This window comes from Tabrizicola sp., assembly GCF_016792905.1.
GTDB lineage: Bacteria > Pseudomonadota > Alphaproteobacteria > Rhodobacterales > Rhodobacteraceae > Tabrizicola.
Genome location: NZ_JAEULP010000069.1, coordinates 34,271 through 57,598, shown reverse-complemented (window position 1 = coordinate 57,598; position 23,328 = coordinate 34,271). Strand labels below are relative to the sequence as shown.

Genomic DNA, 23,328 nt, shown 5'->3' with positions numbered 1-23,328 from the left:
GAACCTTCTCTGGAGTGCCGCGGCGCCTTGGGTTCAGGCCCCCGCGACAAGGTCATATTCGGCATCGTGTTCGCCACCGGCCGAGTGGTCGCTGGCCTGCTCGATGTAAAGGATCGTGATCTTGTTGAACACGATCGACACGCTTTCCATCGGCGGGGTTTCGATGTCGCTGGCCCCGGACATGTTGTAGCTCTCGATCATGGCGTCGCTGAGCGTCAGCGTCAGATAGTCAAGATGAGTGTCGCCAGAATCCTTGCGCAGGGTGATTACGATCTCGGGCAGGGCGGTGGCGAACAGCACGGCCTTGGCCAGCTGGGGCGAGGATTTGTCGTAATATTTGGTGATGTTCACAGAGGTGACATTCGGCATGCCGGTGCTGCGCCCGACGCCGGGCGTGTTCACTACCGGGCGCGTCACCCCCCACTGCACGCTGGAGATGGTGATTTCGCCAACGTGGTCGGCCCGGCCGCATTCGCCCGGGATCTCTTCGATCTTCATGTAACCGGAGACAGCCATTTCCTTATCCTTTCATCTGACAATTTGTAGAAACTTCGATGTGCTACTTGCTCTTGACTGACGGAAGTTCAGAGACCAGCCGGAGACTCGCGTTAATGCCCTCCAGCTGGTAGTGCGGGCGCAGATAAAAGCGCGCATTGTAATAACCGGGGCGCCCTTCGACAGAGTCGACCTGCACCTCGGCCTTGGCCAGCGGGCGTTTCGCCTTGGCCTTCTCATCCGCCATGGCCGTGTTCTGCAGCACATAGCGATTGATCCATTCGGACAGCCAGACCTGCATGTCCGCGCGTTCCTTGTAGGTCCCGACCTTGTCGCGCGCGATGGCCTTCAGGTAATGCGCAAAGCGGCTGACCGGGAACAGATAGGGCAGGTTTGCCGACAGCCGCTCGTTCGCCTGGGCGTCGGGGTCGACCAGACGGCCGGCGCGGGTTTCGTCGTCTTGCAAGGAATGCGCTCCGATGAAGGCGGCGATGTCGGTGTTCTTGCGGTGCAGGATCGGCATGAAGCCGAGCTTGGCCAGTTCCGCCTCGCGCCGGTCGTCGATGGCGATTTCCGTCGGGCATTTCATCGCGATGGAGCCATCGTCGGTCGGGAAGCTGTGGACCGGCAGGTTAATCACCGCGCCGCCCGATTCCACGCCCCGGATCTGGGTGCCCCATCCGTAAAGTTTGTGGCTGCGGTTGATGTTCACGCCCATTGCGAAGGCCGCGTTCATCCAGACATAGTGGTCGTGCTTGCCGTCGATCTCTTCCTCGAAGGCGAAGCCCTTCACCGGGATCGTCGCGGCGCCATAGGGCAGGCGGGCCAGCACGCGCGGCATGGCCAGGCCGATGTAGCGCGCATCCTCGGATTCCCGCAAGCTTTGCCAGCTGGCATAGTCCGGTGACGAGACGATCTGTTGCAGGTCCTGCGGGTTCGGCAGTTCCTGCCAGCTCTGCATCCGGAAGAGCTGTGGCGCCGCCGCCGCGATGAAGGGCGCATGCGCGCTGGCGCAGATGCCCGACATGCTGCGCAACAGGCCGACATCACGCGGATGGTGGCTGAATTCATAGGCCCCGATGATCGCGCCATAGGGCTCGCCGCCGAACATCGAGTATTCGTCGGTGTAGAGCCGCTTGAACATGGGGGACTGGTCCCACATCTGGCCCTCGAAATCCTCGAGCTGGTCGGCAAGCTGATCCTTGGTGATGTTCATCACCCGGATCTTCAGCTTCTGGTCGGTCTCGGTGTTGTTGACCAGGTAGTGCAAGCCCCGCCAGGTGCCTTCCATCTCGCGCACTTCGGGGGCGTGCATGATCTCGTTCATCTGGGTGGTGAGCAGGCTGTCGATCCCGGCGATCAGATTCTTGATCGACTTGACCGCATTGCCGGAAATCGTGGCTGAGCCGGAGCGTTCAGTCGCCGCAAGCGCCAGGTTCTGCACCAGCTTTTGCAGCTTTGCGCTTTCGTCTTCCTTGACCCGGAAGTCCTTTTCCAGAAGGTCGCTGAATTCACCCAGGTCGATGGTCTGGGCCTCGGCGGCGGCAGTGCCCTGTTTTTCCTGTTCGGCCATGGCTCAGCCCTCCTTCTTGGTGGCTTCGTCGGCGACCTGCATCAGCAGGGGCTCGTTCTGCAGAAGCTGGGCGATGCGCTTCTCGGCGTTCACCTTGCCGTCCATGTAGCCGAGAAGTTCTTCAAGCTGACGACGCATCTTCAGAAGCTCGGCCAGCGCCGGAACCTGTTCGGCCACCTTGTCGGGGGTGAAGTCGGACATGTGCTTGAACGACAGGTCGACGAACATCTCCTCATCCGCCGCACCGTCCTTCGAGGGCAGGCGGTTTGGCACCCGCGCTTTCACGCGCGGCGACAGCGCTTCCATGAACTTGCCGAAACGGCCCGCGTCGACATCGACGAAGGCGCGTTCGTTCACCGGCTTCATCGCTTCCCGAGTCTCGGACTTGCCCGCCAGGTCGGCCATGACGCCCATCACGAAGGGCAATTCGATAGTGGTCGGGCTGCCATAGTGTTCGACATCGTAGGCGATCTGCACACGCGGGGCGCGGTTGCGTTCGATCACCTTTGCCTTGCTTTCACTTGCCATGTCTCAGACCTCTCCTGACGTTGTCGCGGCTCACTGCGGGGCCGGTTTTACCTTGTCGTCCACTCCGGCGACGTTCTTGAATTCCTTCATCCCGCTGGGGGCGATCTCTTCCATCAGTTGCAGGAAGTTCATCGGCACCATCTTCCGCATCCGCCGCGCCAGATGCGGGATCGGGCTGGACGGTTCGGTGCGTTCGTAGAAGTCGATGATCATGTCGAGGCAGCGCTCGACATCGCGGCGCGAGTTCACTGCGCCGGGGATGCCGCCCGACGCCGGGGGTGGATGCGCGCCGTTCATCGCGGGCGCCGTGGGGGCGGGATCAGCCATGTCGGTCCCTTCCGTGGCTGGGGTGCCGGGGATCGCCCCGGCCTGGGCGGCCTGAAGCGGGACAAGGGTGCGGGTAAGGACCTTGTCCAGCACCTTGAAGCTGACGCCGACACCGTTCTCCTGCACCCGGGCGCTCAGCGCGGCTTCCAGCCGGGCCAGCGCCGCACGCGCCGCCTCGACCGACTGGACCAGCGCCAACATCTCCTCGGGTCGTTCGATGGCCTGGGCCCGGCAGGCCGCAGCGACGCGGTTCACCCGGGTATCGTGTCGGCTCAGAAGCTCGGCCATCTCCTTGTCGCCGAGGCCCTGGGGCATTTCGGCCTGCGCTTGGCTGCGCGAAAGTGCCCCGGCACACAGGTCGCCGACCGTGACTGCCCCGATGCCCCGCGGGCTGAGTACGGTGGTGAATTCCAGGTCGCAGAGAAGCCCGTTGTCCGTGTTCTCCAGCTGGAACAGCGAATTGATCCGCCGCGTCGCGGCTTCACGCGGCGAGGGGCTTTCGCGCAAGACCGGATGTACGCTGTCCCAGTACTGATCGATCGAGGCGGTCAGAAGGTCCAAGCCCTGCTCCAGCCCGGCGAAACCGTCCGCATTGGCCAATGCCCGCACGACGATCACCAGAAGTCGGATGTCGCGGCCCGAAGCTGCCAGATCGGCCGATTGCGTGATGACGTCCGACCAGTCCAGTGCCACTGCGCCGGTGCCGCCGGATTTGACATTTTCCAGCCGAAAGGTGCGCGCGGCTGGTTCCATCAACCGCTCGATGGCGTGAAAGCGCGGGTCGTTTCTCAGTTCCGATCCCGAGGCATTGTCGCTGCCCACCGGAACCAGGAACGGTTCAAGGTCCATCTCGGTGCAAAGCCTTCTGCAAAACGCGCAAACACAATCTACGGGCCAAGTCTTGCACCGCCTGACGTAAAGTCAAGGTCTTGCATCAATGACCCTCGACGCGATTGACACGATGTTTCCAGGGTCCTTCGTGATCTCGTCTTTCAGCTCGTCCGCCAGCCCGCCGACCGACAGCGTCTCGGGCAACCGCCCCTCGAACAGCGAGTGCTTCGAAAGGATGGCCAGTATTTCGGACTTGCCGAAACTGTCGGTGTTGACCGTGATCGAGTACAAGCCCCGGCCCGCGTCGATGTCTGCCATGCTGTGCAGGACGCGCACCCGCCGGATACCGTCGACGACCGTGCCGAGTGACTGGATGTCATGTCCGGCCTGCTTCTCGTTGGGCAGCAGGCTGAAGACCTGGTTGGTGTTGTCGACGACCAGCACCCAGAGCGACAGCCCGGTCATCCCTGCGGGAACCAGCACCTCGACCACCGGGTTGTCGCCCGCGTGGTAGATGCCGGAGAGGTTGACCACACCTGTCGCCCCGTCGCCGAACCAGATCATCGTGTCCCCCGCGCCGACCGGCGGCAGGATCTTGCGGACGGTGCAAAGATCAGCGTTCAGGATCGTGACGTCGATACGCACCGTGCGGTCGCCGACCATAGTGTCCAGGGCCGCTTGCACGGCGTCGCGAGCCTCGACCGAGTCGAGCGCCCCGGTGACGATGACAGTGTCGCCGATGTCATAGACTTGCAGCGGGCCACGGTCCGGCGCCAGCGGACCGCAGGTCGCGAAGGGAGAGAGCGCATCCAGCACCGCCTGCCCCTGAAGCTTGAGCGGGCCAAAGATGAAACGGATGTCGATCTTCATCCCGCTCCGATTGGACCATCCCCGGATCGCTTCCTGCTTCTGGTCCAACTGTTCCCGGGTGTTCGCGTGTCCGGTGAACTCGACTGCGTTGTCCGTCACCGTCATGGACCAGTCCGGCAAGCCCTGCATCAGGCCGAAAAGCTCGGCGATGTTGTCGACCCAGCGGTCATCCGGCACCCCCTGTGCCACGGGCAGGGCATCCTCTGGAGGTGTTACACCTGTGGCCGCGGTGAAGGCCAGGCCCAGGCGCTGTGCGGCCTCGACGTCCGGGGCGTTGCCGGACAAAACGGCGCCATCGGGGCCGAGACTGGCGGTCAGCCTGTAGGGTGAAACCACGGGCACCGGGTTCAGCCAGGGGTCCAGAATCCCCGCATACCACCCCCCGCCGCCAGCTAGCCCCAGCAGCAGGACGACCAGCAGCGCGAAGGTGCCGCCCCGGCCCTTCCGGGTCGAGCCCGCGTCGACTGTAGGCAGCACCTGCCGCTTGCCCCGACCCGACACCGGTTGCAAGGCCTGGTTCAGCCGGGCCACCACCGCCTCGGCGCTGGCGGGACGGTCGGCAATCGCGGGTGCGGCCAGCCAGTCGACCAGCCCCTTCAGCGGTTCCGGAACGCCTTCGGTATCCAGTTTCGATTGCTTGCGACGGACGATCTCCCCCGGCGTGGACCCGCTGAACGGAACCTGCCCGCGATAGGCCGCCAGCAGGGTCGCCCCCAGCGCATAAAGGTCCGACCGTTTTTCCGCCCGTCCCTCAAGCTGTTCCGGTGCGGCATACTCGTACTTCCCGGCGAACTCGTTGCCGACAATCGTCCGCGCGCCCGTAGACATGTCCTTGGCAATGCCGAAGTCGATGATCGTCGCCTTCTCGGGTGCGCCATCCCGCAGGACAACGTTGTCCGGAGACAGGTCCCGATGCACGATCCCCCGCGCATGCGCCGCGACCAACCCTTCCGCCACCCGATGCGCGATGATCATCAATTCGCGCACATCCATCCGCCGCCGCATCATAAGGTCGTTCATCGACGGCCCGTCGATGAAATCCATGACCAGGAAGACATGTCCCTGCTCGGTGCGCGAGCATTCGGTATAGCGCACCACCGCGTCGTTCAGCACGTCGCGCATCTGCTCTTCGCGCCGCATCAGGCCGATGTAGTCGTCGTTCCCGGAAAACTGCGCGTTCAGCGCCTTGATCGCCACCACCCGCCCGGAAATCTGGTTGCGCGCCCGATAGACCTCGCCCGTGCCGCCGCGGCCCAGCACTCCCTCGATCTCGTAGGTGTGGTTCAGCACCTGACCCTGACGGAAGATGTCGCCCGGCAGACGGTCGATCATGGTCTAACCCGCCGTCACGGGTCCGGGATTCACGACCGGCGCCGCCAAAACATTCGCCATGGGAAAAATTCCGGACTAGACTGACCTTGCGGAAAGCCTGCGTCTTTCCGGACGGATGAGCAAGCATATTCAAGATACTTGAAGGGGAAGGATTATGGCCCCACGCGGCGGTACCGAAACGATCAAGCGGAAAGAGCTGGTCGGGAAGCTGAACCCCGTCTGCCTAAAGGCGTTCTCCGCCGCCGCGCAGGCCGCGAAGACGCGCGGCAATCCCTATGTCGAGCTGGTCCATTTCATCGAGGCGCTGTCGCAGTCGGCCCGGTCGGATTTCGAGATCCTCTGCGCCTCGGCTGGAGTTGATGCCTCGCGACTTGCAGCTGACATCACCCGCGCAGTGGACGCCCTGCCGCATGGTGCGGGCTCGGTCGAGGAGTTTTCCGACCACATCTTCCGCGCCATCCAGGAGGGCTGGACCTTCGGCAGCCTGGAATTCGGCGACGATACGGTGCGGTCGACCTATATTCTGCTGGGCGCGCTGAAGGTGCCGGTGCTGGAGGGGCTTCTCTTCAAGATTAGCCTCGAATTCGACAAGATCGACCCGGTCTCGATGGGCGCGCAACTGGGCGACCTGCTGGCAGAATCGGTGGAGGGCGCGAAGCCCGAGGGTGAGGCGCCAAAGGCGAAACAAGCCCCTGGCGGCAAGTCGGCGCTGGACCAGTATGCGACGAACCTGACCGAACGAGCGCGGGCGGGCAAGATCGACCCGGTGATCGGTCGAGACCCGGAAATCCGCCAGATCATCGACATCCTCATGCGCCGCCGCCAGAACAACCCGATCCTCACCGGCGAGGCCGGGGTGGGCAAGACCGCCGTGGTCGAGGGCTTCGCCCTGCGCCTCGCGCGCGGCGACGTGCCGCCGCAGTTGAAGGCGGTCGACCTGCACATGCTGGACGTCGGTCTGATGCAGGCGGGTGCCTCGGTGAAGGGCGAGTTCGAGAAGCGCCTGAAACAGGTGATCGACGAGGTGCAGTCGTCCGAGAAGCCGATCATTCTCTTCATCGACGAAGCCCACACCCTGATTGGCGCCGGGGGCGCGGCGGGCACCGGCGATGCGGCGAACCTCCTCAAACCCGCCCTTGCGCGGGGCGAACTCCGCACCGTCGCGGCGACCACATGGTCGGAATACAAGGAGCATATCGAGAAGGATCCCGCCCTGACCCGCCGCTTCCAGGTGGTCAAGGTCGAGGAACCCGCCGAAGACGCCGCCGTCCGCATGCTGCGCGGCGTGGCCGGAGTGCTGGAAAAGCACCACAAGGTCGAAATTCTGGATGAGGCGATCGAGGCCGCCGTCACCCTTTCGCACCGCTACATCCCCTCGCGCCAGCTTCCCGACAAGGCGATCAGCCTCCTCGACACCGCCTGCGCCCGTGTCGCCGTCTCGCAGCACGCCACGCCCGCCGAGGTCGAGGACATCGAGCGTCGACTGTCCTCGCTGGAGGTGGAACAGGGCATCATCTCCCGCGAAGAAGCCATCGGCATCGAGGTGGGCGAGCGGAAGGCCGAAGTTGAGGCCTCGATTGCGAAGGCCACCACCGAACTCGACGCCGCCAAGGCAAGGTGGGAGGCCGAAAAGGCCCTGGTCGACGAGGTCCTTTCCCTCCGCGCCACCCTGCGCGGGGCAGGCCAGCCGGTCGACGACACCGGCGCTACCGGGGAAACTCCGCCCGAAGCGACCGAGGACACCGCCGAACCTGCGGCCCTGACCCCCGAGGAGCGGGCCGAGATGCTCACCACCCTGCGCACCAAGATGGCCGCGCTGGCCGAGGCGCAGGGCGAACGCCCGCTGATCCTGCCCGCCGTCGACCGGCTTGCCGTCGGCGCCATCGTGCAGGACTGGACCGGCATCCCGATGGGCCGGATGCTCGCCAGCCAGACCGAACGCGCGCTGCAACTGGCCGGGACGCTCTCGGAACGCGTCGTGGGACAGGATCACGCGATGGGGATGATCGCGAACCGCATCCAGACCTCCTACGCCGGACTTGGTGCCCCCGAGAAGCCCATCGGTGTCTTCATGCTCTGCGGCCCCTCCGGCGTCGGCAAGACCGAGACCGCGCTGGCGCTGGCCGAGACCCTCTATGGCGGCGAGCAGAACCTTATCTCGATCAACATGTCCGAGTTTCAGGAGGCGCACACCGTCTCCACCCTGAAGGGCGCCCCTCCCGGCTATGTCGGCTATGGCAAGGGCGGCATCCTGACCGAGGCTGTCCGGCGGCGGCCTTACTCGGTGATCCTGCTGGACGAGGTCGAGAAGGCCCACCCCGACGTGCACGAGATATTCTTCCAGGTCTTCGACAAGGGGATGATGGACGACAGCGAAGGCCGCCGGATCGACTTCAAGAACACGCTGATTCTTCTCACCTCCAACGTCGGGTCCGAGGAAATCATGGCGATGACCGAGGAGGGCAAGGCGGGCGCTGATCTGGAGGAGCTGACGGCCTCTCTCCGCGCACCGCTTCTGAAGGTCTTCCCCGCCGCCCTTCTGGGCCGCGTCGTTACCATCCCCTACTACCCCCTTTCCGACCAGATGATCGAGGCCATCGCCGGCCACAAGCTCCGCGGCATCGCCCGCAGGCTGGAGGCGGGGCATGGGGCGGAGCTGGTGATCGGCGAGGGGGTGATGGACACGATCAAGGCCCGCTGCACGGAAATCGAAAGCGGCGGGCGGATGATCGACGCGATCCTGACCAACACGCTCCTTCCCGAACTTTCCCGCCAGGTCCTGAACCGCAAGCTGGAACGGGCCGAGCTGACGCGCGTGACCGTCACCGGCTCGGATGCGGGCTTCGCTTATGCCTTCGAATAGGAGGACGGATGATGCATGACGGACCCTTCCTTGGCCTGCAGGGAGTCCACCGCGCCGAGATCATCGGGATCGGCCCAGATGGATGCGCGAGCATCATCGCCCCGGACCTCTGGGGCGAGACCCAGGTCGTTGCGCAATCTCTGGTCTCGGTCGACCGTGGTTCGGTCGGGCGCCAGGCGGCGGTAGTGCTGATGAACGACCAGCCGCTGATCCTTGGTCTGATCCAGCCTCCTGCCCCCGAAATCCAGACCGACGGCGAAAGGCTGGTGCTTGAGGCGCGGCGCGAGGTCACGCTGAAATGCGGCAAGGCCAGCATCCATCTGACCGCCGATGGTCGGGTCACGATTCGGGGGACGCAGCTTCTCAGCCGGTCGGAGGGGCCGAACCGGATTCAGGGGGCGACCGTGCAGTTAAACTGATCAATGGCGGCTGACCCCATGTGGCTCCTGACCAACGAAACCCCCTTTGCCGCCGCAAGCACCTGGGCCCGCGACGAGCGCGGGGCGGAGTTCTGGCTGGTGGCCATCCGCGCCTGCTTTGACATTGGTCCCGACGGTCGCCAGAAGCCTTCGGTCCCGCAGACCCAGATCGCCCGCGCTCCTGTCTTCGCCGATGATCCGGCCACCACGGAGATGATCGAGGATTGCGACCTCTATCTCATCAAGGCCCGCACGGATGTCCTTGTCAGCGGTCATGCCTACACTCCGGACACCCGGCCCGCCGAACGAACCGAGATTCGCCTGAAAGTCGCCGACATAGACAAAACCGTCAGCGTCATCGGGGACCGCTTCATTGCGAACGGACCGGTATCACTGATGCTCAGCCAGCCCGCGCTGTTCCAGCGGATGCCCCTGACCTGGGAGCGCGCCTTCGGGGGAACCGAGGCTGCAACCCCGGCTTGGGAACCGGCCAATCCGGTTGGCCGTGGCTTTGCCACGCGTCATTCCGAACTTGAAGGCAAGCTCGCACCGAATTTCGAGTATCCGGACAGCCCGTACCGCGCGCTCGGCACCGGCCGTCCTGCCGGGTTCGGCCCGGTCGCGCATCACTGGCAGCCCCGGATCCGCTATGGCGGCACCTACGGCAAGGCCTGGCTTGACCACCGCGATCCCCTGCTTCCCGTCGACTTCGATCGGATGTACTACCAGTCGGCCCCCGTTGACCAGCAGACTGGCGCCCCGCTTGTCGGGTATGAAAGGGTCCAGCTCGGCTGCTTCACCGTGGACGGCTACCTCGACTTCCTGATTCCCCGCCTGAACTTCGACCTGCGTACCCGTTTCACCCGTCGGCGTGAACAGCGACACGGTACTGCGATCCATACGCTGCGGCTCTTTCCCGACCTACGCCGCTTCGAACTCACCCATCTCTCGGCGCTGGAAGTGCCGCCCGGCCATGAAGAGCATATGGAGGAAACTGTCGTAAGGCTGCGTACTCGCATCGGCACGCCAGACTCGGTCTTGCAGACCGGGGTCTGGGTTGCGGACTAGGGGGCGGCGATGCAGTCAGGCCGGATCGCGATCATCGGCTGCGGCGGGCGCACAGCGCTCGGCTTCGATCGGGTCTCCACGGCTGCGGCGGTAAGGGCCGGAATCCCCGCGCTGGCCGAACATCCCTACATGATCGACCGTTTTGGCAATCCCATGCGCGTCGCCCGGGACCTTGGCCTCGACCCGCTGCTCGCAGGCGCTCGGCGGCTGGTCGACCTTGCTCTGCCCGCCGCGCACGAGGCGCTCCGCCCGATCCAGGGACAGCAGGGCCTGTCTCCGGTCCGGCTTCTGGTTTGCACCGGAGAACCCCGCCCCGGCCAGTCAGAGAGTTTCGCGGCGGTATTGGTCGAGGCCCTGCGCGAGGCGCTTGGCCCCCGGATTGGCACGGTCGCACACCTTGCCCGCGGCCACGCCGGTGGCCTGCTCGCCCTGGCGCTTGGCGCCCAGGCGATCCGGGAGGGACGCACCCAACTGGCCCTGGTCGGAGGCGTTGACAGCTATCTGCACCCCGAAACGCTGGAATGGCTCGATGACCTGGAGCAGCTTCATTCCGAACAGAACCTTTACGGCTTCTGTCCCGGCGAAGCCGCAGGTTTCGTCCTGCTGGCGTCCAGCGACCTAGCCCGGTCGGCGGGCATCCGCCCGCTTCTGGATCTGGCGGGAGTCGGCTACGGCCGCGAGACCAACCTGATCAAGACCGAGGGTATCTGCCTTGGCGAAGGCCTGAGTGACGCGTTCCGCATGGCTGCCCCGCCCGAGTCGCCCAAGGTTGACCGGATCCTTTGCGACATGAACGGCGAGCGCTATCGTGGAAACGAGTATGGCTTCGCCGCGATCAGAAACCCGACCCTTTTTCGCAATGCTGCCGATTTCGAAACCCCGGCCGATTGCTGGGGCGACATCGGAGCCGCGTCAGGCCCGCTCTTCGTCTGCCTTGCCGCCGAGGCGGAAGCGCGGAACTATTCCAAGGGACTGCAGACGCTGGTTTGGGCCAGTTCGGAACAGGGCCTGCGCGCCGCAGCCCTCTTGCGCAGGATGTGAGGGAACCGGATGCCATCGCATATCTCCGTCAATTCGCTGGGACTGACCTACAAGGGCACCGTCGGCATCTCGACGGCCACAATCCCCGATGTCTGCAAGACGCCCAGCCCCGGGGGTCCGATCCCTCTTCCCTATCCCAACATTGCACAGCAGTCCTCGCTGAAGGGCGGGACGACGACCGTCTTCGCCAAAGGCAAGATGATTGCGATCAAGGGCTCGCAATACGGCTCCAGCAACGGCGACGAACCCGGCACAGCGGGCGGGGTGAAGTCGAGCGTCAACATGAAGGCGACTGACTGGATCACCTATTCCTTTGACGTCAAAATGGACGGCCAGAACGCCTGTCGCCACACCGACAAGAAGTTCCACAACAATCAGAACACGGTGGACCTGGGCGGAAACATTGACCCGCGGACAAGCACCGATGCCGAGGGCAATCTGGTGGTACACTGCAAGGGCGCCCCGAAAGGCGTCAGCAAGCGGACCGGAAAGAAGCGCAAGGCGTATTCCAACTGCGAGCTGGAAGAAATCTGCGCGAAGATTGCCTACTACAACCGCAAGATCAAGGAAGCGAACCGCAGCGGCAAGCCGATCCAGCGCACCACCAGCTACGAGGCACGGCGCGATCGCGGCAACAAGGCCTGTCGCCGGATCAAGCGCTATGCCGGCCAGGGGAAGGGCGCGAGCGGGACCGGCAAGCCCGAGGACATGAAGTTCCACAACATCACGCCATCCTGTGAGAAAGTCCTGAAAGACAAGGCCAAGAAGAGCGGATTCAAGGGCTTCAGCCCCGATCACTACCGCGAAATCCAGCACAACGGCGACCCCGAGGCGACATCGAACCTGCGCTGGATGTCCTCGAAGCCGAACAAATGGATCGGAGGAGCAATGAGCGATCTGAAGACAAGCGGGACGAACAAGCATACCGGCGTGAAAGGCGATTGCTGCCCGCCGCCGCCGACACCGTGATGCTTTCCGACGCCGCCCGCCGGAAACTGGTCGCCGACCTGACTGCCGCAGGCCGAGAGCTCGACATGCTGATGTTCGACGAGATCGTTACCGGCTTGCCGAACGCTCCCGCAACCGAAGCGCAGGTTGCCGCCTACGAACGTGACTGCGGCTTTCCCCTGCCGCCCTCATTCCGCGCCTTCCTTCTGCTGCACGACGGCTGGCCGGACTTTCTGGGCGATGCTGCGATCCTTGGAACCGGTTGGCGAAAGCTCGACTGGACCGACGAGGCGCTGGAAGCACTTGAAGCCCCCTTTGAGGAGTTTGGCCAGGAAGACCCGCTTGCCAACCGTGCCGTGCCGGTGCTTCTGGGAGTCGATGCCTTCGTGTCGCTGTTTCTCTGGCCGCCCGATCTGTCGCGGCAGCCTTTCCATGAATATCAGTACTCTGAACTGCTGGCCGAACACGCCGACTTCGATGCCTTTCTACAGGGCTCTCTCGACTCGCTGCGAAACCAGATCGAGGAAGAGCGGAAAGGGCCCCACGAGGACGAGGCCGATGACCAGTAACCCGCAAGACCACGGCTTGCACCTGCCGGCCGCGCTGACGACATTCGCTGCGGGCGGCTTCGGCCCGATCAACCGCCTTCTCCTGCAAGTCGTTTTCTACCCGAAGTCCCTGACCGTGCAGGAATTTGACTGGCTTCTTGGCCTCTACCAGACCGTCTGCCCTCCTGACCGCATCACCCGCTTCAAGATCGACGAGCTTTTGGACTGGTCCGACCTGCATCATCCGGTGCTCACCCGCTCCGCCCGCGATGCCGCCGCCGCTGGTCGCCGCTGGCCGCAGTTCGAGGCCGCCCGCAACCGCATCCGTGACGGTCGCGCATTGGACGCGCAGCTCTGGGACGGGCGGACGATGGCCGAAGGCGGGACTTTCAACCTGCATGTCTGCGCCCTGAAGTACCGCGACACCGGCCTGCACTGGTTCGTCCGCTTCCTGTTCCCACTCGATTTCCCGGCCAACGGACTGGTCCATGTGCTGCAAACGCTCGCCGATAACATCGTGCATCATTCGGGTCACGCCGGGCTGATGATCTCGTTCCTGCCAGACGAGAAGGATGCAGCGTTTACGGAAATCTACGCCAAAGTGCGCCGCTTTTGGGGCGTCGACCTGGACATCCTCGATCTCAGCGCGACCCGCATGCACGCCGCACTTCAGCCGCCATGCTGGCTGAACGCCATCGGGCATGGCTTCGCGGCACAGTTCGGCCTGACCGCGTCTCTGAATCAGTTAGGGAAAGTCCCGGACATTGCAGTCCTTGACCGGCGCTATGGCACGATCTTCGCCCTTGGCAACCACCCCTCGCCTCTGGACAGGAACCGCCTGCCCATCGAGCTTTCGCAGTATCAGGCCATGGCGCAGGCGATGGACGGACTGATCCTGCACGACATTGGCACCCTGCCCGGCGACGGGTTCGAAGCCAATGAGACCGCGACCGAGGACTGGCTCGGTCGCTTCGCTTCCGGTGCGGCTTGGGCGCAGCTGCGCGGCCTCAGCTAGCAGCGCGCCGTGCCGCTGCCCAGGCCTCGACCCGGGCCGCCACCGGCAGAAGTGGCAGGTCGTCGCCAAACCGGGCAGCGAAGGTCGCTTCGAAATCCCGGGGGTCGGCCGAGAACAGCTCGTCCAGCGTTCCCGCCTCGGGAAACAGCTCCAGCAAGGATTGCCCCGCGGCAACCGCCAGCGCGGGGTCGTGCATCTGCCGCACCAGCCAGGCCAGGATCGACGTGTCGCCAAGCATCCCCGCTCCACGCACCGCCAGCGGCGCTGTTGCGTCCTGCGTGAACAATCTGCCAAGCCAGTCGCGTGTCTCGGCCATCGAAGCCGAGCCAATTGCCAGCCGCAGGGCTGCCAGACCTTCCGACCCGCCCGCAACCGCGGCACTGCGCAGTACTGGCGTTGCGCTCCGCTCCCCCAGCGCAGCACAGGCCATCGCCGCCTGCGCCCGCGCTACGGTGTCGGCTTCGGTCTCCAGCGCCTGCCGCAGCGCGCCAAGCGCATCCTTGCGCAACGTCACCCCCGCCAGCCGATACGCCTCCGCCCGCACGCCGGGGTCAGCATGGCGCATAAGCCCATCCAGCCGGTCCTTCGGATCGACGCGATGATCGGCAATCGCCGCTGTTGCAATCCGGCACAGAAACGGGTCGGTCGACTCGATCCAGATTCGCACCAGATAGCCTGTCTGCTTGGGTGCCAGCCAGGCCAGCGCCCCGCGCAGCCCGGCCTCCGCGTCCGGGCTCTCCTTCGAAAGGCGTAGAACGTGAGATATCCGAACTTCATCCCGCTGGAGTATAGCCATGACCCCTGCCACGAACAGCTCTCCGGGCCCGGTGTTCTCCTCGACTTGACCGAGGATCAATGGCCAGGCCGCCACCCCGGCGATCGAAACTCCGTCCAGGTTGGCAGTCAGCCGGTCGGTGACTCGCCCTAGCGCAAGAGGATCAGCCGGATCCGCCGCCAGAAGCTCTTGCCGCTGCATCCACAGGAACGCTGCCTGCTCGACATGAGCCCGCACGACCGGTTCGACGATAGGCTGTTTCGCTTCCGTCTTCATCGGTGGCCCCGGGTCCCTAGGGTCTTTGCGAAGCTTTGCATTTCCCAATCGGATCGGCAATCATCCCGTGGTCGCCGTGATCGTAGAAGCTCTGGCGCCTGTCTGCGATGTTCCGGTCAGACGCGGTAGATCCGGCGGGCATTGCCACTGCCGATGGCTGCTTGCTCATCGGTCGAAAGGCTCGCCAGCAAGCCACGGGTCATTTCGATCCACGGCAGAAGCCCGGCACCCAGGAGGACAACCGGCCAGTCCGATCCCCAGACCACTCGGCCCGGCCCGAAGCGGTTCAGTACATGATCAGCCCAGGGGCGCAACAGGTCGACGCCTGCCGTCCCTGGCGCGCAATAGGCGCTGATGCCGGACAGCTTGACACTGACAAGTGGCAGCGCGGCAAGACGGTCGATGCCCTTGGCCCAGTCGTCGAAAGCGCCCCCGGCGATGTCGGGGACGCCGCAATGGTCAAGGATCAGCGGCTGTCCGTCGCAGGCCCGCGCCAGGTCCGCGGCGATGGGCAATTGTCGGGCAAGGAAGCACATGTCGAACGGCAGGCCCTTCCGCCCGATCTTCTTCAGGTTGGCGCGGAAGGTGGCGCTTTGCGACATTTCGTCCGGCACGACATGCAGGATGCGGCGGAAGCCCTTCACCTGAAGCCCGTCGCATTCATCAAGCCAGGCATCAAAGCCTGCATTCGTTTCGGGCCTGCAGGAGGCGATCTGGCCAAGGATGCCGTCACCCCCGACGCGTGTCGCGACATAGCGCGCTTCGGCCTGATAGTCGGCGTCATCGACACCGCATTCCATGAAGATCGTGCCGGTGATCCCCTGCCCCTTCGTCTGGGCCTGATAGTCTTCGGGCGTGAAATCCCCCGTCGCCAGCGCAGGAATGCCCTCGGTCCAGCTGTAACCCAGCCGGTCCCGCCAGATCAGATGCTGATGCGTGTCGATCAGGTCCATTCTCTCCTCCCTAAAGGTCGGCGATCACGTCTTGTCGCTGGCTGCCCAACCCTTCGATCGCCAGTTCCACCACTTCGCCCGGCTTCAGGTAGCGCGGCGGCTTCATGCCAAGGCCGACGCCGGGCGGGGTGCCGGTGGAAATGACGTCGCCCGGATGCAGCGTCATGAACTGGCTGAGATAACTGACCAGATACTTCACCCCGTAAACCATGGTCTTGGTCGAGCCGTCTTGCATGGTCTTGCCATTGACCTTGAGCCACATCTTCAGGTTCTGCGGGTCCGCCACCTCGTCCCGCGTCACCAGCCAGGGGCCGATCTGGCCGAAGTTGTCGCAGCTCTTGCCCTTGGTCCACTGGCCCGAGCGTTCGGTTTGGAAGGCCCGTTCGCTCACGTCGTTCGTCACGGCATAGCCCGCGACATGGGCCATCGCCTCATCCTGCGAGACATACTTCGCCGCCTTGCCGATGATGATGGCCAGTTCCACCTCCCAGTCGGTCTTTTCGCTGCCGCGCGGGATGATGATCGGATCGTTCGGTCCGCAGATGGCGCTGGTCGCCTTCATGAAGATCACCGGCTCGGGCGGCACAGCCATGCCGCTTTCGGCGGCGTGGTCGGCATAGTTCAGCCCGATGCAGATGAACTTGCCGGTGCCCGCGACGCAGGGGCCAAGGCGGGTGGCCGGATCAACGACAGGCAGGATGCCAGCGTCGATCCCGCGCAGCATGGCAAGGCCGGTGTCCGAGATCACAGCCCCGCCGATGTCAGGAACAAGGCCGGTCAGATCGCGGATCGTGCCGTCTGTGTGCAGGAGGCCGGGACGTTCGGCCCCCACGGGCCCGTAGCGCAGAAGTTTCATGGCAATTCCTTTCAGACGTTCGACCAGCCGCCATCGATGACGTGCGCGATGCCGGTTGTATAGGAGGATTCATCCGAGGCGAGATAGACCACAAGGGCCGCGATCTCTTCCGCCCTGGCGATCCGGCCGATGGGCTGGCGGGCGATGAAGGCCTTCTTGGCCGCCTCGTAGTCGCCGGTGGCCTTCAGACGGTCCTCAAGCGAGGGGCTTTCGACCGTACCCGGGCAGATCGCGTTGGCGCGGATGCCCTTGCCGATGAAGTCGGCGGCGATGGATTTCGTCAGGCCGATCACTCCGGCCTTGGTGGCGCCGTAGACGAAGCGGTTCGGCGCCGCGATGACCGACGAGGCGACCGATGCCATGTTGATGATGCTGCCCCCACCACCTTCGATCATCGTTGGCAGGAAGGCGCGACACATCCGGTACATGGCCGTCATGTTGAGGTCGAGCGAGAACGCCCACTGATCCTCGTCGCAGTCAAGGATCGTGCCGTTGGCGACAAAGCCCGCGCAGTTGAAGAGGACGTCAAGCGCGCCGATTTCCTTGGCTGCGGCCTCGACAGCCGCCTTGTCACGCACGTTCAGAAGCCGCGTCTCGATTGCAGAATTATCTGCCGTCAGCGCGTCGAGGGCCGCCTGATTGATGTCGGTCGCGATGACTTTCGCCCCCTCGCGCGCCATCATCAGCGCCGAGGCCCGCCCGATCCCCTGACCGGCCGCCGTTACCAGACAGCGCTTTCCTTGCAAACGTCCCATGTCTTTTCCCTTTGTGCGATGCCAGGTCAGGCCGGAAGGCAGGCCGGACCGATCGGCTCGAATGACTTGTAGGTCAGGATGAATTCGGCATGGCCCATCGCCTCGGAACAGGTCTGACGACCCGCAGCAGCATCCAGGACAAGATCGTAGATTTCCTGCCCAATCTCGTCGACGCTTGCCGTCCCTTCGATGATGCGTCCCGCATTCACATCCATGTCGGCGCTCAGCCGCTGATACATCTCGGGGTTGGCGGCGATCTTGATCACCGGGGCCAGGGCCGAGCCGACGACCGATCCCCGCCCGGTGACGAACAGCGTCATATGCGCGCCCGAGGCCATCATCTCGACGATCTCGGCATTGTCCGAGATGTTGGGGAAGCCGAAGCGCACCTCGCCATCGGGCACCACGTCCATCAGGTAGAGCCCGCCCTTCGGCGGAATGTCCCCCGGCTTGATCAGGCCGGAAATGCGGGATTGCCCCGATTTCGCATAGGCGCCGAGAGATTTCTCCTCGATGGTCGTCAGCCCGCCATCGGCGTTGCCAGCGGCAAAGCTGCCGAACCCCAGCGTCGCGTAGTAGCGCGCGGCCTTGGCGACCGAGGCGCGCAGGATGTCGGCCAGTTCCGGGGTCACCGCGCGGTCGGCCATGATCTCCTCGCAGCCGATCAGCTCACCGGTTTCCTCGAAGATGCAGGCGGCACCGGCCTCGACCAGCCGGTCGAAGGCGCGGCCCGCCGCCGGATTGCCGGAGATGCCGCTCGTCCCGTCCGACCCGCCGCAGACCGTGCCGACGACCAGTTCGGACACATCCATCGGCACGCGCGTTTGGGTCGAAAGCTCCGCCAGCGCAGCCTCGACCCAAGCCTGCCCTTTGGCGATGGTCGCCGCCGTGCCGCCCGACCGCTGGATCACCAGCGTCTCGACCGGGCGACCGCTCTCGCGGATCACGCTTTCCAGCTGGAAGCGGTTGAAGCTTTCGCAGCCCAGCGAAACCAGCAGCACCGCGCCCACGTTCGGATGGGTGCAAAGCCGTTCCATCATGCCTTGCGCATAGGCATTGGGGAAGCAGCCGGGGAAGCCGATGACATGCGCGTCTCTCCGGTTGGGCCAGGCGATCTCGCGCGCAACATGGTGGGCGCATTCGACCAGATAGGCGACTGCGACGCGGTTGCGGATGCCCTTGCGCCCGTCGCTGCGCAGATAGCCGGTCAGTTCGGTCATGTCTTGCCTACCTCGCGCGCGGCCTCATAGGCGGTGCGCGCTTCTTCCAGAGTGTGTGTCGCAGTATAGTTGCTGCGGACGTTGTGAGTATGGACATGCGCGCCCTGCGGAACATCTGCGGTGGCCGTGCCGATGATCGCGCCATACTTGACGATGGGGTCGCCTGCACGGATCGGCTGGCGCGCCAGCTTGTGCCCAAGGCTGAATGCGGCTGCTGCCAACAGGTCCAGACCTTCGACGCGGATCGGTTCGTCCGCCGCAATCGGCGCGCGCGCGACCAGCACATTGTCGGCCGGCGACAGGAGCAAGAGGCGGGTGTCAGTCTGGCTCATAGCAGCTCCAGCGTGTCATTCTCGATCAGGTCACGGTCGAGGGCGATCCCCAATCCGGGACCTTCGGGCATCTTCGCGATCCCGTTCTTGATCGGCAAGGGCCCGGCCAGGCCAAAGGCGAAGGTTTCCATCGGCCAGAGGACCTCGAAATAGCGCGAATTGCCAATGGCTCCGTTCAGGTGCAGGTTGACCAGTTCCAGCGGGTGAAAGATCGTGGTGTGCAACTCGCAGGGCGCATGGAATGCCTCGGCCAGCCGGGCGGTCTTGAGCGTTCCGGTGACGCCGCCCGACCAGGACGGATCGGCGCGGACGCCATCGACGACGCGGGTCGCAAGGCATTCGGCCACCGAATAGGGATGTTTCGGCAGAACCTCTGTCCCGATCACCGGAATGTCGAGGACGCGGGTCAACTCGCGCAGCGCGCCGAAGGATTCATCGGGCAGCGGTTCCTCCAGCCAGAGGTAGTTCAGCCGCTCAAGCTCCCGTCCCAGACGCACGGCTTCGTCCAGCGTGTAGGGCGCGACTGGGTCAGACATGAGGGGGAAGTCATCGCCCACCGCGTCACGCACGGCGCGGTGGATATCGATGTCCTTGGCCAGCGATTTGCCCGGCGGGTGGATCTTGTAGGCCTTCAGCCCCGCCGCCTGCACCGCCCGCGCCTCGGCGGCGTAGGCATCGGCGTCCGGGAGCACAAGGGACGAGGCATAGACCGGCACTTCGGCCCGCGCGCCGCCGATATAGCGCCACAAGGGCTGCCCAGCCGCCTCGGCGCCCAGGATCCACAGGCAGCAATCGACGGGGCCATAGCTGTAGATCGGCAGGTGGTGCCACCAGCGATCCGCGGTGCGCCAGTCGTTCCAGGCGGCCTCTCGGTCCAGCAGGTTGCGACCTGCGAAGAAGGGCCGCAGCGAGGCGGCCGCCAGATGCCCCGCTCCGATGGCCGAGCGCCCGGCAAAGCCGAACATCGACGCTTCGCGCCCGCAATCGGTCTTCACGCTATAGACCAGATACTCCAGCCCTTCCCGCCCCTGCCCGTCGCGCAAGGCGCTGCCGCCTAGGGCGGCGCCCCGGTGGCGGCAGGCGCGGACTTCAAGGCTGGCGATCCGCATGGCCTAGAACTTCCCGTATTTCAGATAGGCCTCTTGCGGGTCCATCCCGTCCAGGATCGCGCTTCGCACCTTGCTTTCGGTCGCCATCGCAATGACGCCCTTCTCGATCACCTCGTCCAGATGCGCGGCCGGTATCACCACCATCCCATCGCGGTCGCCATGCACCCAGTCGCCGGGGTTCACGGTTACATCCTCGATGCGGATCGTCTCGCCGATGGCGGTGGGCAGCCACAGCCCCACCACGTCGCGCGGGGTGTAATGGGTGCCCCAGCACGGCAGGCCAAGCTTCAGGATGAAGCTGGTGTCGCGTAGCGCCCCGTCCGTGACGACGCCGAGAACGCCCTTCCTGTGCAGGGTCTCGGCGGACAGTTCGCCCATCTGTGCGACGATCTGGCTGTTGGGTTGCGCCACCCAGACATGACCCGCCGGGCATTTCGACAGCAGGCCCGTCCATTCCAGCAGCGTCTGATGCGCATCGGCACCCTCGACGATCCGCCCCTCGATGGTGAAGGCGGGGCCGGTCAGCACGCCTTCGGGGTTCAGGGGGCGGATGCGCGGCGGCAGCGTGAAGTTGCGCAGCCCCATCGCCCGCATCACGTCATGCAGGACCGAAGTATAGCAGCTTTGCAGCCGGTCGAGGCGGAGGTCAGTCATGATGGAACACCTCTTCCATCATCGCCCACCACTCGCCCTCTTTCCGCGTCGCCAGCGGCTCCTGCATCGGCATGCAGACCGACCACCACTCCTGCGTCTTCGGGTCCGTCGCCATCTTCGCCGCATCGGCGGCGAAATCGCTGCCGGTGTATTCCCAATAGCCGAACAAGAGGTTCTCCGGCTGTTTCAGGTAGATCGAATAGTTGGTGATGTGGCAGTCGCTGATCTTGGCCAGAATCTCGGGCCAGACCGAGGCGTGAAGCCGCTTGTAAGCCTCGATCTTGTCGGGCTTCAGGCCCAGAACCATTCCCATCCGCTGCATCTTGCCCCCCTAGATCCGATGTTCCGACCGGCTGCCCGGCACCACCTGCCGCGCAATCGCATCCTCGTCCCAGCCGATCCCCAAGCCCGGCACCTCCGGCGGGTGCGCGTGACCCCCGCGGATGTCGAGCCGGGTTTCCGTGATCGGGTCGAGCTGCGGGATATATTCCAGCATCCAGGAATTCGGGATGGCGCAGACCAGGCTGACATGCAGCTCCATCAGGAAATGGGGGCAGACGGCCAGGTTCATCGCCTCGGCCATATGTGCGACCTTGAGCCAGGGGGTGATGCCGCCCACCCGCCCCACGTCGACCTGCACGATGGAACAGGCCCGCGCCTGCATGTAGTCGGCGAACTGGCCAGGTGAATAGAGGCTTTCGCCCACCGCAATCGGCACGCCCGACTGTTCGGCCAGCCGGGCATGGCCGGTCAGGTCGTCGGCGGGCATCGGTTCCTCGAACCAGGTGATCCCAACCTCGGTCAGCATCCGGGCGCGGAGGAGGGCCTCATGGAAATGGAAGGCCTGGTTGGCATCGACCATCAGACGGAAATCGTCGCCCACCGCGGCGCGCACGGCGGAAAGCCGCGCCCGGTCCTCGGCCAGATGCGGCTTGCCGACCTTGACCTTGGACCCCGCAAAGCCCTGCGCCTTGACCGCCTGCGCATCCTCGACCAGCGCAGACGTCTCGATATGCAGCCAGCCGCCTTCGGTCGAATAGAGCGGAATCGCCGGTTTCGCCCCGCCTGCCATGCGCCACAGCGGCAGCTTGGCCCGGCGGCAGCGCAGGTCCCACAGCGCGGTGTCGATGGCCGCCAGCGCGATGGAGGTGATCGCCCCCACCGCCGTCGCATGGGTGGCGAACAGAAGGTCGCGCCAGATCGCCTCGATCTCCTCCGCCTCGCGGCCAAGGAGGCGCGGCACCAGCGTCTCGCGCAGAAGGCTGATGACTGCCGGACCGCCGGTGCCGATGGTGTAGCTGTAGCCGGTGCCGGTCGCACCGTCCGAGTCGGTGATGCGCACCATCGGGGTTTCCTGCGCCACGAAGGACTGGATCGCGTCGGTCCGCTTCACCAGCGGCACCAGCGTCACCATCAGGATCTCGACATGGGCGATGCGGGCCATCAGTCAGCCCTCACAGAAAGGCCGGTTTCGGCATCGAAGAGATGCGCCCGGTCGAGCGCCATGCGGAAAATCAGGGCCTCTCCGGGCTGGACGATGCGCGGACCGTAGAGCTTGGCCAGCACCTCCTGCCCGGCAAGGCGGGTGTAGATCAGGCTTTCCATGCCCAAGGGTTCGGCCAGTTCCGCCACCATCCCGACCTCGGCCCCTGGCCCGTCCTGCGACAGGCCATGGCCGACCGGGCTTATGTCATCGGGCCGGATGCCGAGCGTGACCTTCTGCCCGTCGCGGGTGAAGGCCCTCAGCCGCTCGGGCACCGGAACGACGGTGCCGTCGGCAAGCCGGACCGCGCCGCCGTCGATGGTTGCGGGCAACAGGTTCATCGGCGGGCTGCCGATGAAGGTCGCCACAAATGTCGAGCGGGGATGGTTGAACACCTCCATCGGCGTGCCGACCTGCTCGATCCGCCCGTCCTTCATGACGACGATCCGGTCGGCCAGCGTCATTGCCTCGACCTGGTCATGGGTGACATAGACGACCGTGGTCCGCACCTTCTGGTGCAGCTTCTTGATCTCGGCCCGCATCTGGCCGCGCAGCTTGGCATCAAGGTTAGACAGCGGCTCGTCGAACAGGAACACCTCGGGTCGCCGAACGATGGCGCGGCCCATGGCGACGCGCTGGCGCTGGCCGCCGGAAAGTTCCGCCGGGGTGCGGTCCAGCAGTGGCGTCAGGCCCAGGATATCTGCCGCCTCGTCGACGCGCTTGGTGATGCTATCGGGCGCCTCACCTGCAATCTTCAGGCCGAAGCCCAGGTTCTCGCGAACGTTCATATGCGGGTAAAGTGCGTAATTCTGGAACACCATCGAGATGTTGCGCTTGCGCGGTGGCAGGTCGTTCACCACCCGCTCGCCGATCCTGACGATGCCGCCGGAGATATCCTCCAGTCCGGCGATCATCCGCAGCGTGGTGGACTTGCCGCAGCCCGACGGCCCGACCAGCACCACGAATTCCTCATGCGCGATGGTCAGGTCGATGCCGTGGACGACATTTACCGCCCCGTATTTCTTGACGACCTTTTCTAGCGTGATCTCAGCCATGT

The 23,328-nt window shown here is 64.8% G+C and carries 23 protein-coding genes; 7 read left to right on the top strand and 16 right to left on the bottom strand.

Features of this window, described 5'->3' with window-relative positions; all coding sequences use genetic code 11:
* Window positions 1-33: 33 nt before the first annotated feature.
* From JNL31_RS14785 to JNL31_RS14765, 5 genes are all read right to left on the bottom strand, one after another.
* The gene (locus tag JNL31_RS14785; protein WP_294974738.1) at window positions 34-516 is read right to left on the bottom strand and encodes a type VI secretion system tube protein Hcp; all 483 of its coding nucleotides are present in this window, start codon (window positions 514-516) and stop codon (window positions 34-36) included.
* A gap of 43 nt (window positions 517-559) precedes the next feature.
* On the bottom strand, window positions 560-2,068 hold the full coding sequence (gene tssC, locus JNL31_RS14780; protein ID WP_294974737.1) for a type VI secretion system contractile sheath large subunit: 1,509 nt from the start codon (window positions 2,066-2,068) through the stop codon (window positions 560-562).
* A gap of 3 nt (window positions 2,069-2,071) precedes the next feature.
* Complete coding sequence (tssB, locus tag JNL31_RS14775; protein ID WP_294974735.1) at window positions 2,072-2,596, bottom strand: type VI secretion system contractile sheath small subunit; 525 nt, start codon at window positions 2,594-2,596, stop codon at window positions 2,072-2,074.
* A 30-nt stretch (window positions 2,597-2,626) separates the two neighbouring features.
* Window positions 2,627-3,772 (bottom strand): type VI secretion system ImpA family N-terminal domain-containing protein, encoded by a 1,146-nt coding sequence (locus tag JNL31_RS14770; protein ID WP_294974733.1) that lies wholly within the window; start codon window positions 3,770-3,772, stop codon window positions 2,627-2,629.
* 72 nt (window positions 3,773-3,844) lie between these two features.
* A complete protein-coding gene (locus JNL31_RS14765) occupies window positions 3,845-5,956 on the bottom strand; it encodes a serine/threonine-protein kinase (RefSeq protein WP_294974731.1) in 2,112 nt (703 codons plus the stop codon).
* Window positions 5,957-6,110: 154 nt separating this feature from the next.
* Between JNL31_RS14765 and tssH the strand changes: the two genes are divergently transcribed.
* From tssH to JNL31_RS14730, 7 genes are read left to right on the top strand one after another with little or no spacing between them, the layout of a single operon-like run.
* Entirely contained in the window at window positions 6,111-8,819 is a 2,709-nt protein-coding gene (gene tssH, locus JNL31_RS14760; protein ID WP_294974729.1) for a type VI secretion system ATPase TssH, read from the top strand.
* Window positions 8,820-8,830: 11 nt separating this feature from the next.
* Window positions 8,831-9,238 carry a hypothetical protein gene (locus JNL31_RS14755; RefSeq protein WP_294974726.1) on the top strand — a complete coding sequence of 136 codons (408 nt, stop codon included), beginning with the start codon at window positions 8,831-8,833 and terminating at the stop codon, window positions 9,236-9,238.
* Between the two features lie 18 nt (window positions 9,239-9,256).
* Entirely contained in the window at window positions 9,257-10,306 is a 1,050-nt protein-coding gene (locus JNL31_RS14750) for a DUF2169 domain-containing protein (protein WP_294974723.1), read from the top strand.
* Window positions 10,307-10,315: 9 nt separating this feature from the next.
* A complete protein-coding gene (locus JNL31_RS14745) occupies window positions 10,316-11,347 on the top strand; it encodes a beta-ketoacyl synthase N-terminal-like domain-containing protein (RefSeq protein WP_294974720.1) in 1,032 nt (343 codons plus the stop codon).
* A 9-nt stretch (window positions 11,348-11,356) separates the two neighbouring features.
* On the top strand, window positions 11,357-12,316 hold the full coding sequence (locus JNL31_RS14740; protein ID WP_294974717.1) for a DUF4150 domain-containing protein: 960 nt from the start codon (window positions 11,357-11,359) through the stop codon (window positions 12,314-12,316).
* Window positions 12,316-12,864 carry an SMI1/KNR4 family protein gene (locus tag JNL31_RS14735; RefSeq protein WP_294974714.1) on the top strand — a complete coding sequence of 183 codons (549 nt, stop codon included), beginning with the start codon at window positions 12,316-12,318 and terminating at the stop codon, window positions 12,862-12,864. Before JNL31_RS14740 ends, JNL31_RS14735 begins: the two co-directional genes overlap by 1 nt.
* The gene (locus JNL31_RS14730; RefSeq protein WP_294974711.1) at window positions 12,854-13,858 is read left to right on the top strand and encodes a type VI immunity family protein; all 1,005 of its coding nucleotides are present in this window, start codon (window positions 12,854-12,856) and stop codon (window positions 13,856-13,858) included. The genes JNL31_RS14735 and JNL31_RS14730 overlap by 11 nt, the downstream gene beginning before the upstream one ends.
* Here JNL31_RS14730 and JNL31_RS14725 read toward each other — a convergent pair.
* The 11 genes from JNL31_RS14725 to ugpC form a co-directional block, all read right to left on the bottom strand.
* The gene (locus tag JNL31_RS14725) at window positions 13,851-14,909 is read right to left on the bottom strand and encodes a HEAT repeat domain-containing protein (protein ID WP_294974708.1); all 1,059 of its coding nucleotides are present in this window, start codon (window positions 14,907-14,909) and stop codon (window positions 13,851-13,853) included. The genes JNL31_RS14730 and JNL31_RS14725 overlap by 8 nt on opposite strands.
* 116 nt (window positions 14,910-15,025) lie before the next feature.
* A complete protein-coding gene (locus tag JNL31_RS14720; RefSeq protein WP_294974706.1) occupies window positions 15,026-15,862 on the bottom strand; it encodes an amidohydrolase in 837 nt (278 codons plus the stop codon).
* A 10-nt stretch (window positions 15,863-15,872) separates the two neighbouring features.
* Complete coding sequence (locus tag JNL31_RS14715) at window positions 15,873-16,718, bottom strand: fumarylacetoacetate hydrolase family protein (protein ID WP_294974704.1); 846 nt, start codon at window positions 16,716-16,718, stop codon at window positions 15,873-15,875.
* An 11-nt stretch (window positions 16,719-16,729) separates the two neighbouring features.
* Window positions 16,730-17,473: an SDR family oxidoreductase gene (locus tag JNL31_RS14710; protein WP_294974700.1), complete on the bottom strand. Its 744-nt coding sequence runs from the start codon at window positions 17,471-17,473 to the stop codon at window positions 16,730-16,732.
* 26 nt (window positions 17,474-17,499) lie between these two features.
* Window positions 17,500-18,693, bottom strand: a complete 1,194-nt coding sequence (locus tag JNL31_RS14705; protein ID WP_294974697.1) for a UxaA family hydrolase — start codon at window positions 18,691-18,693, stop codon at window positions 17,500-17,502.
* Window positions 18,690-19,025 carry a UxaA family hydrolase gene (locus JNL31_RS14700; RefSeq protein WP_294974695.1) on the bottom strand — a complete coding sequence of 112 codons (336 nt, stop codon included), beginning with the start codon at window positions 19,023-19,025 and terminating at the stop codon, window positions 18,690-18,692. The genes JNL31_RS14705 and JNL31_RS14700 overlap by 4 nt, the downstream gene beginning before the upstream one ends.
* The gene (locus JNL31_RS14695; protein WP_294974692.1) at window positions 19,022-20,134 is read right to left on the bottom strand and encodes an enolase C-terminal domain-like protein; all 1,113 of its coding nucleotides are present in this window, start codon (window positions 20,132-20,134) and stop codon (window positions 19,022-19,024) included. The genes JNL31_RS14700 and JNL31_RS14695 overlap by 4 nt, the downstream gene beginning before the upstream one ends.
* 3 nt (window positions 20,135-20,137) lie before the next feature.
* Complete coding sequence (locus JNL31_RS14690) at window positions 20,138-20,788, bottom strand: RraA family protein (protein WP_294974691.1); 651 nt, start codon at window positions 20,786-20,788, stop codon at window positions 20,138-20,140.
* On the bottom strand, window positions 20,781-21,110 hold the full coding sequence (locus tag JNL31_RS14685; RefSeq protein ID WP_294974688.1) for an L-rhamnose mutarotase: 330 nt from the start codon (window positions 21,108-21,110) through the stop codon (window positions 20,781-20,783). Before JNL31_RS14685 ends, JNL31_RS14690 begins: the two co-directional genes overlap by 8 nt.
* 9 nt (window positions 21,111-21,119) lie before the next feature.
* A complete protein-coding gene (locus tag JNL31_RS14680) occupies window positions 21,120-22,232 on the bottom strand; it encodes a mandelate racemase/muconate lactonizing enzyme family protein (RefSeq protein WP_294974686.1) in 1,113 nt (370 codons plus the stop codon).
* Window positions 22,232-23,326 (bottom strand): sn-glycerol-3-phosphate ABC transporter ATP-binding protein UgpC, encoded by a 1,095-nt coding sequence (gene ugpC, locus JNL31_RS14675; protein WP_294974683.1) that lies wholly within the window; start codon window positions 23,324-23,326, stop codon window positions 22,232-22,234. The genes JNL31_RS14680 and ugpC overlap by 1 nt, the downstream gene beginning before the upstream one ends.
* Between the last annotated feature and the right edge of the window lie 2 nt (window positions 23,327-23,328).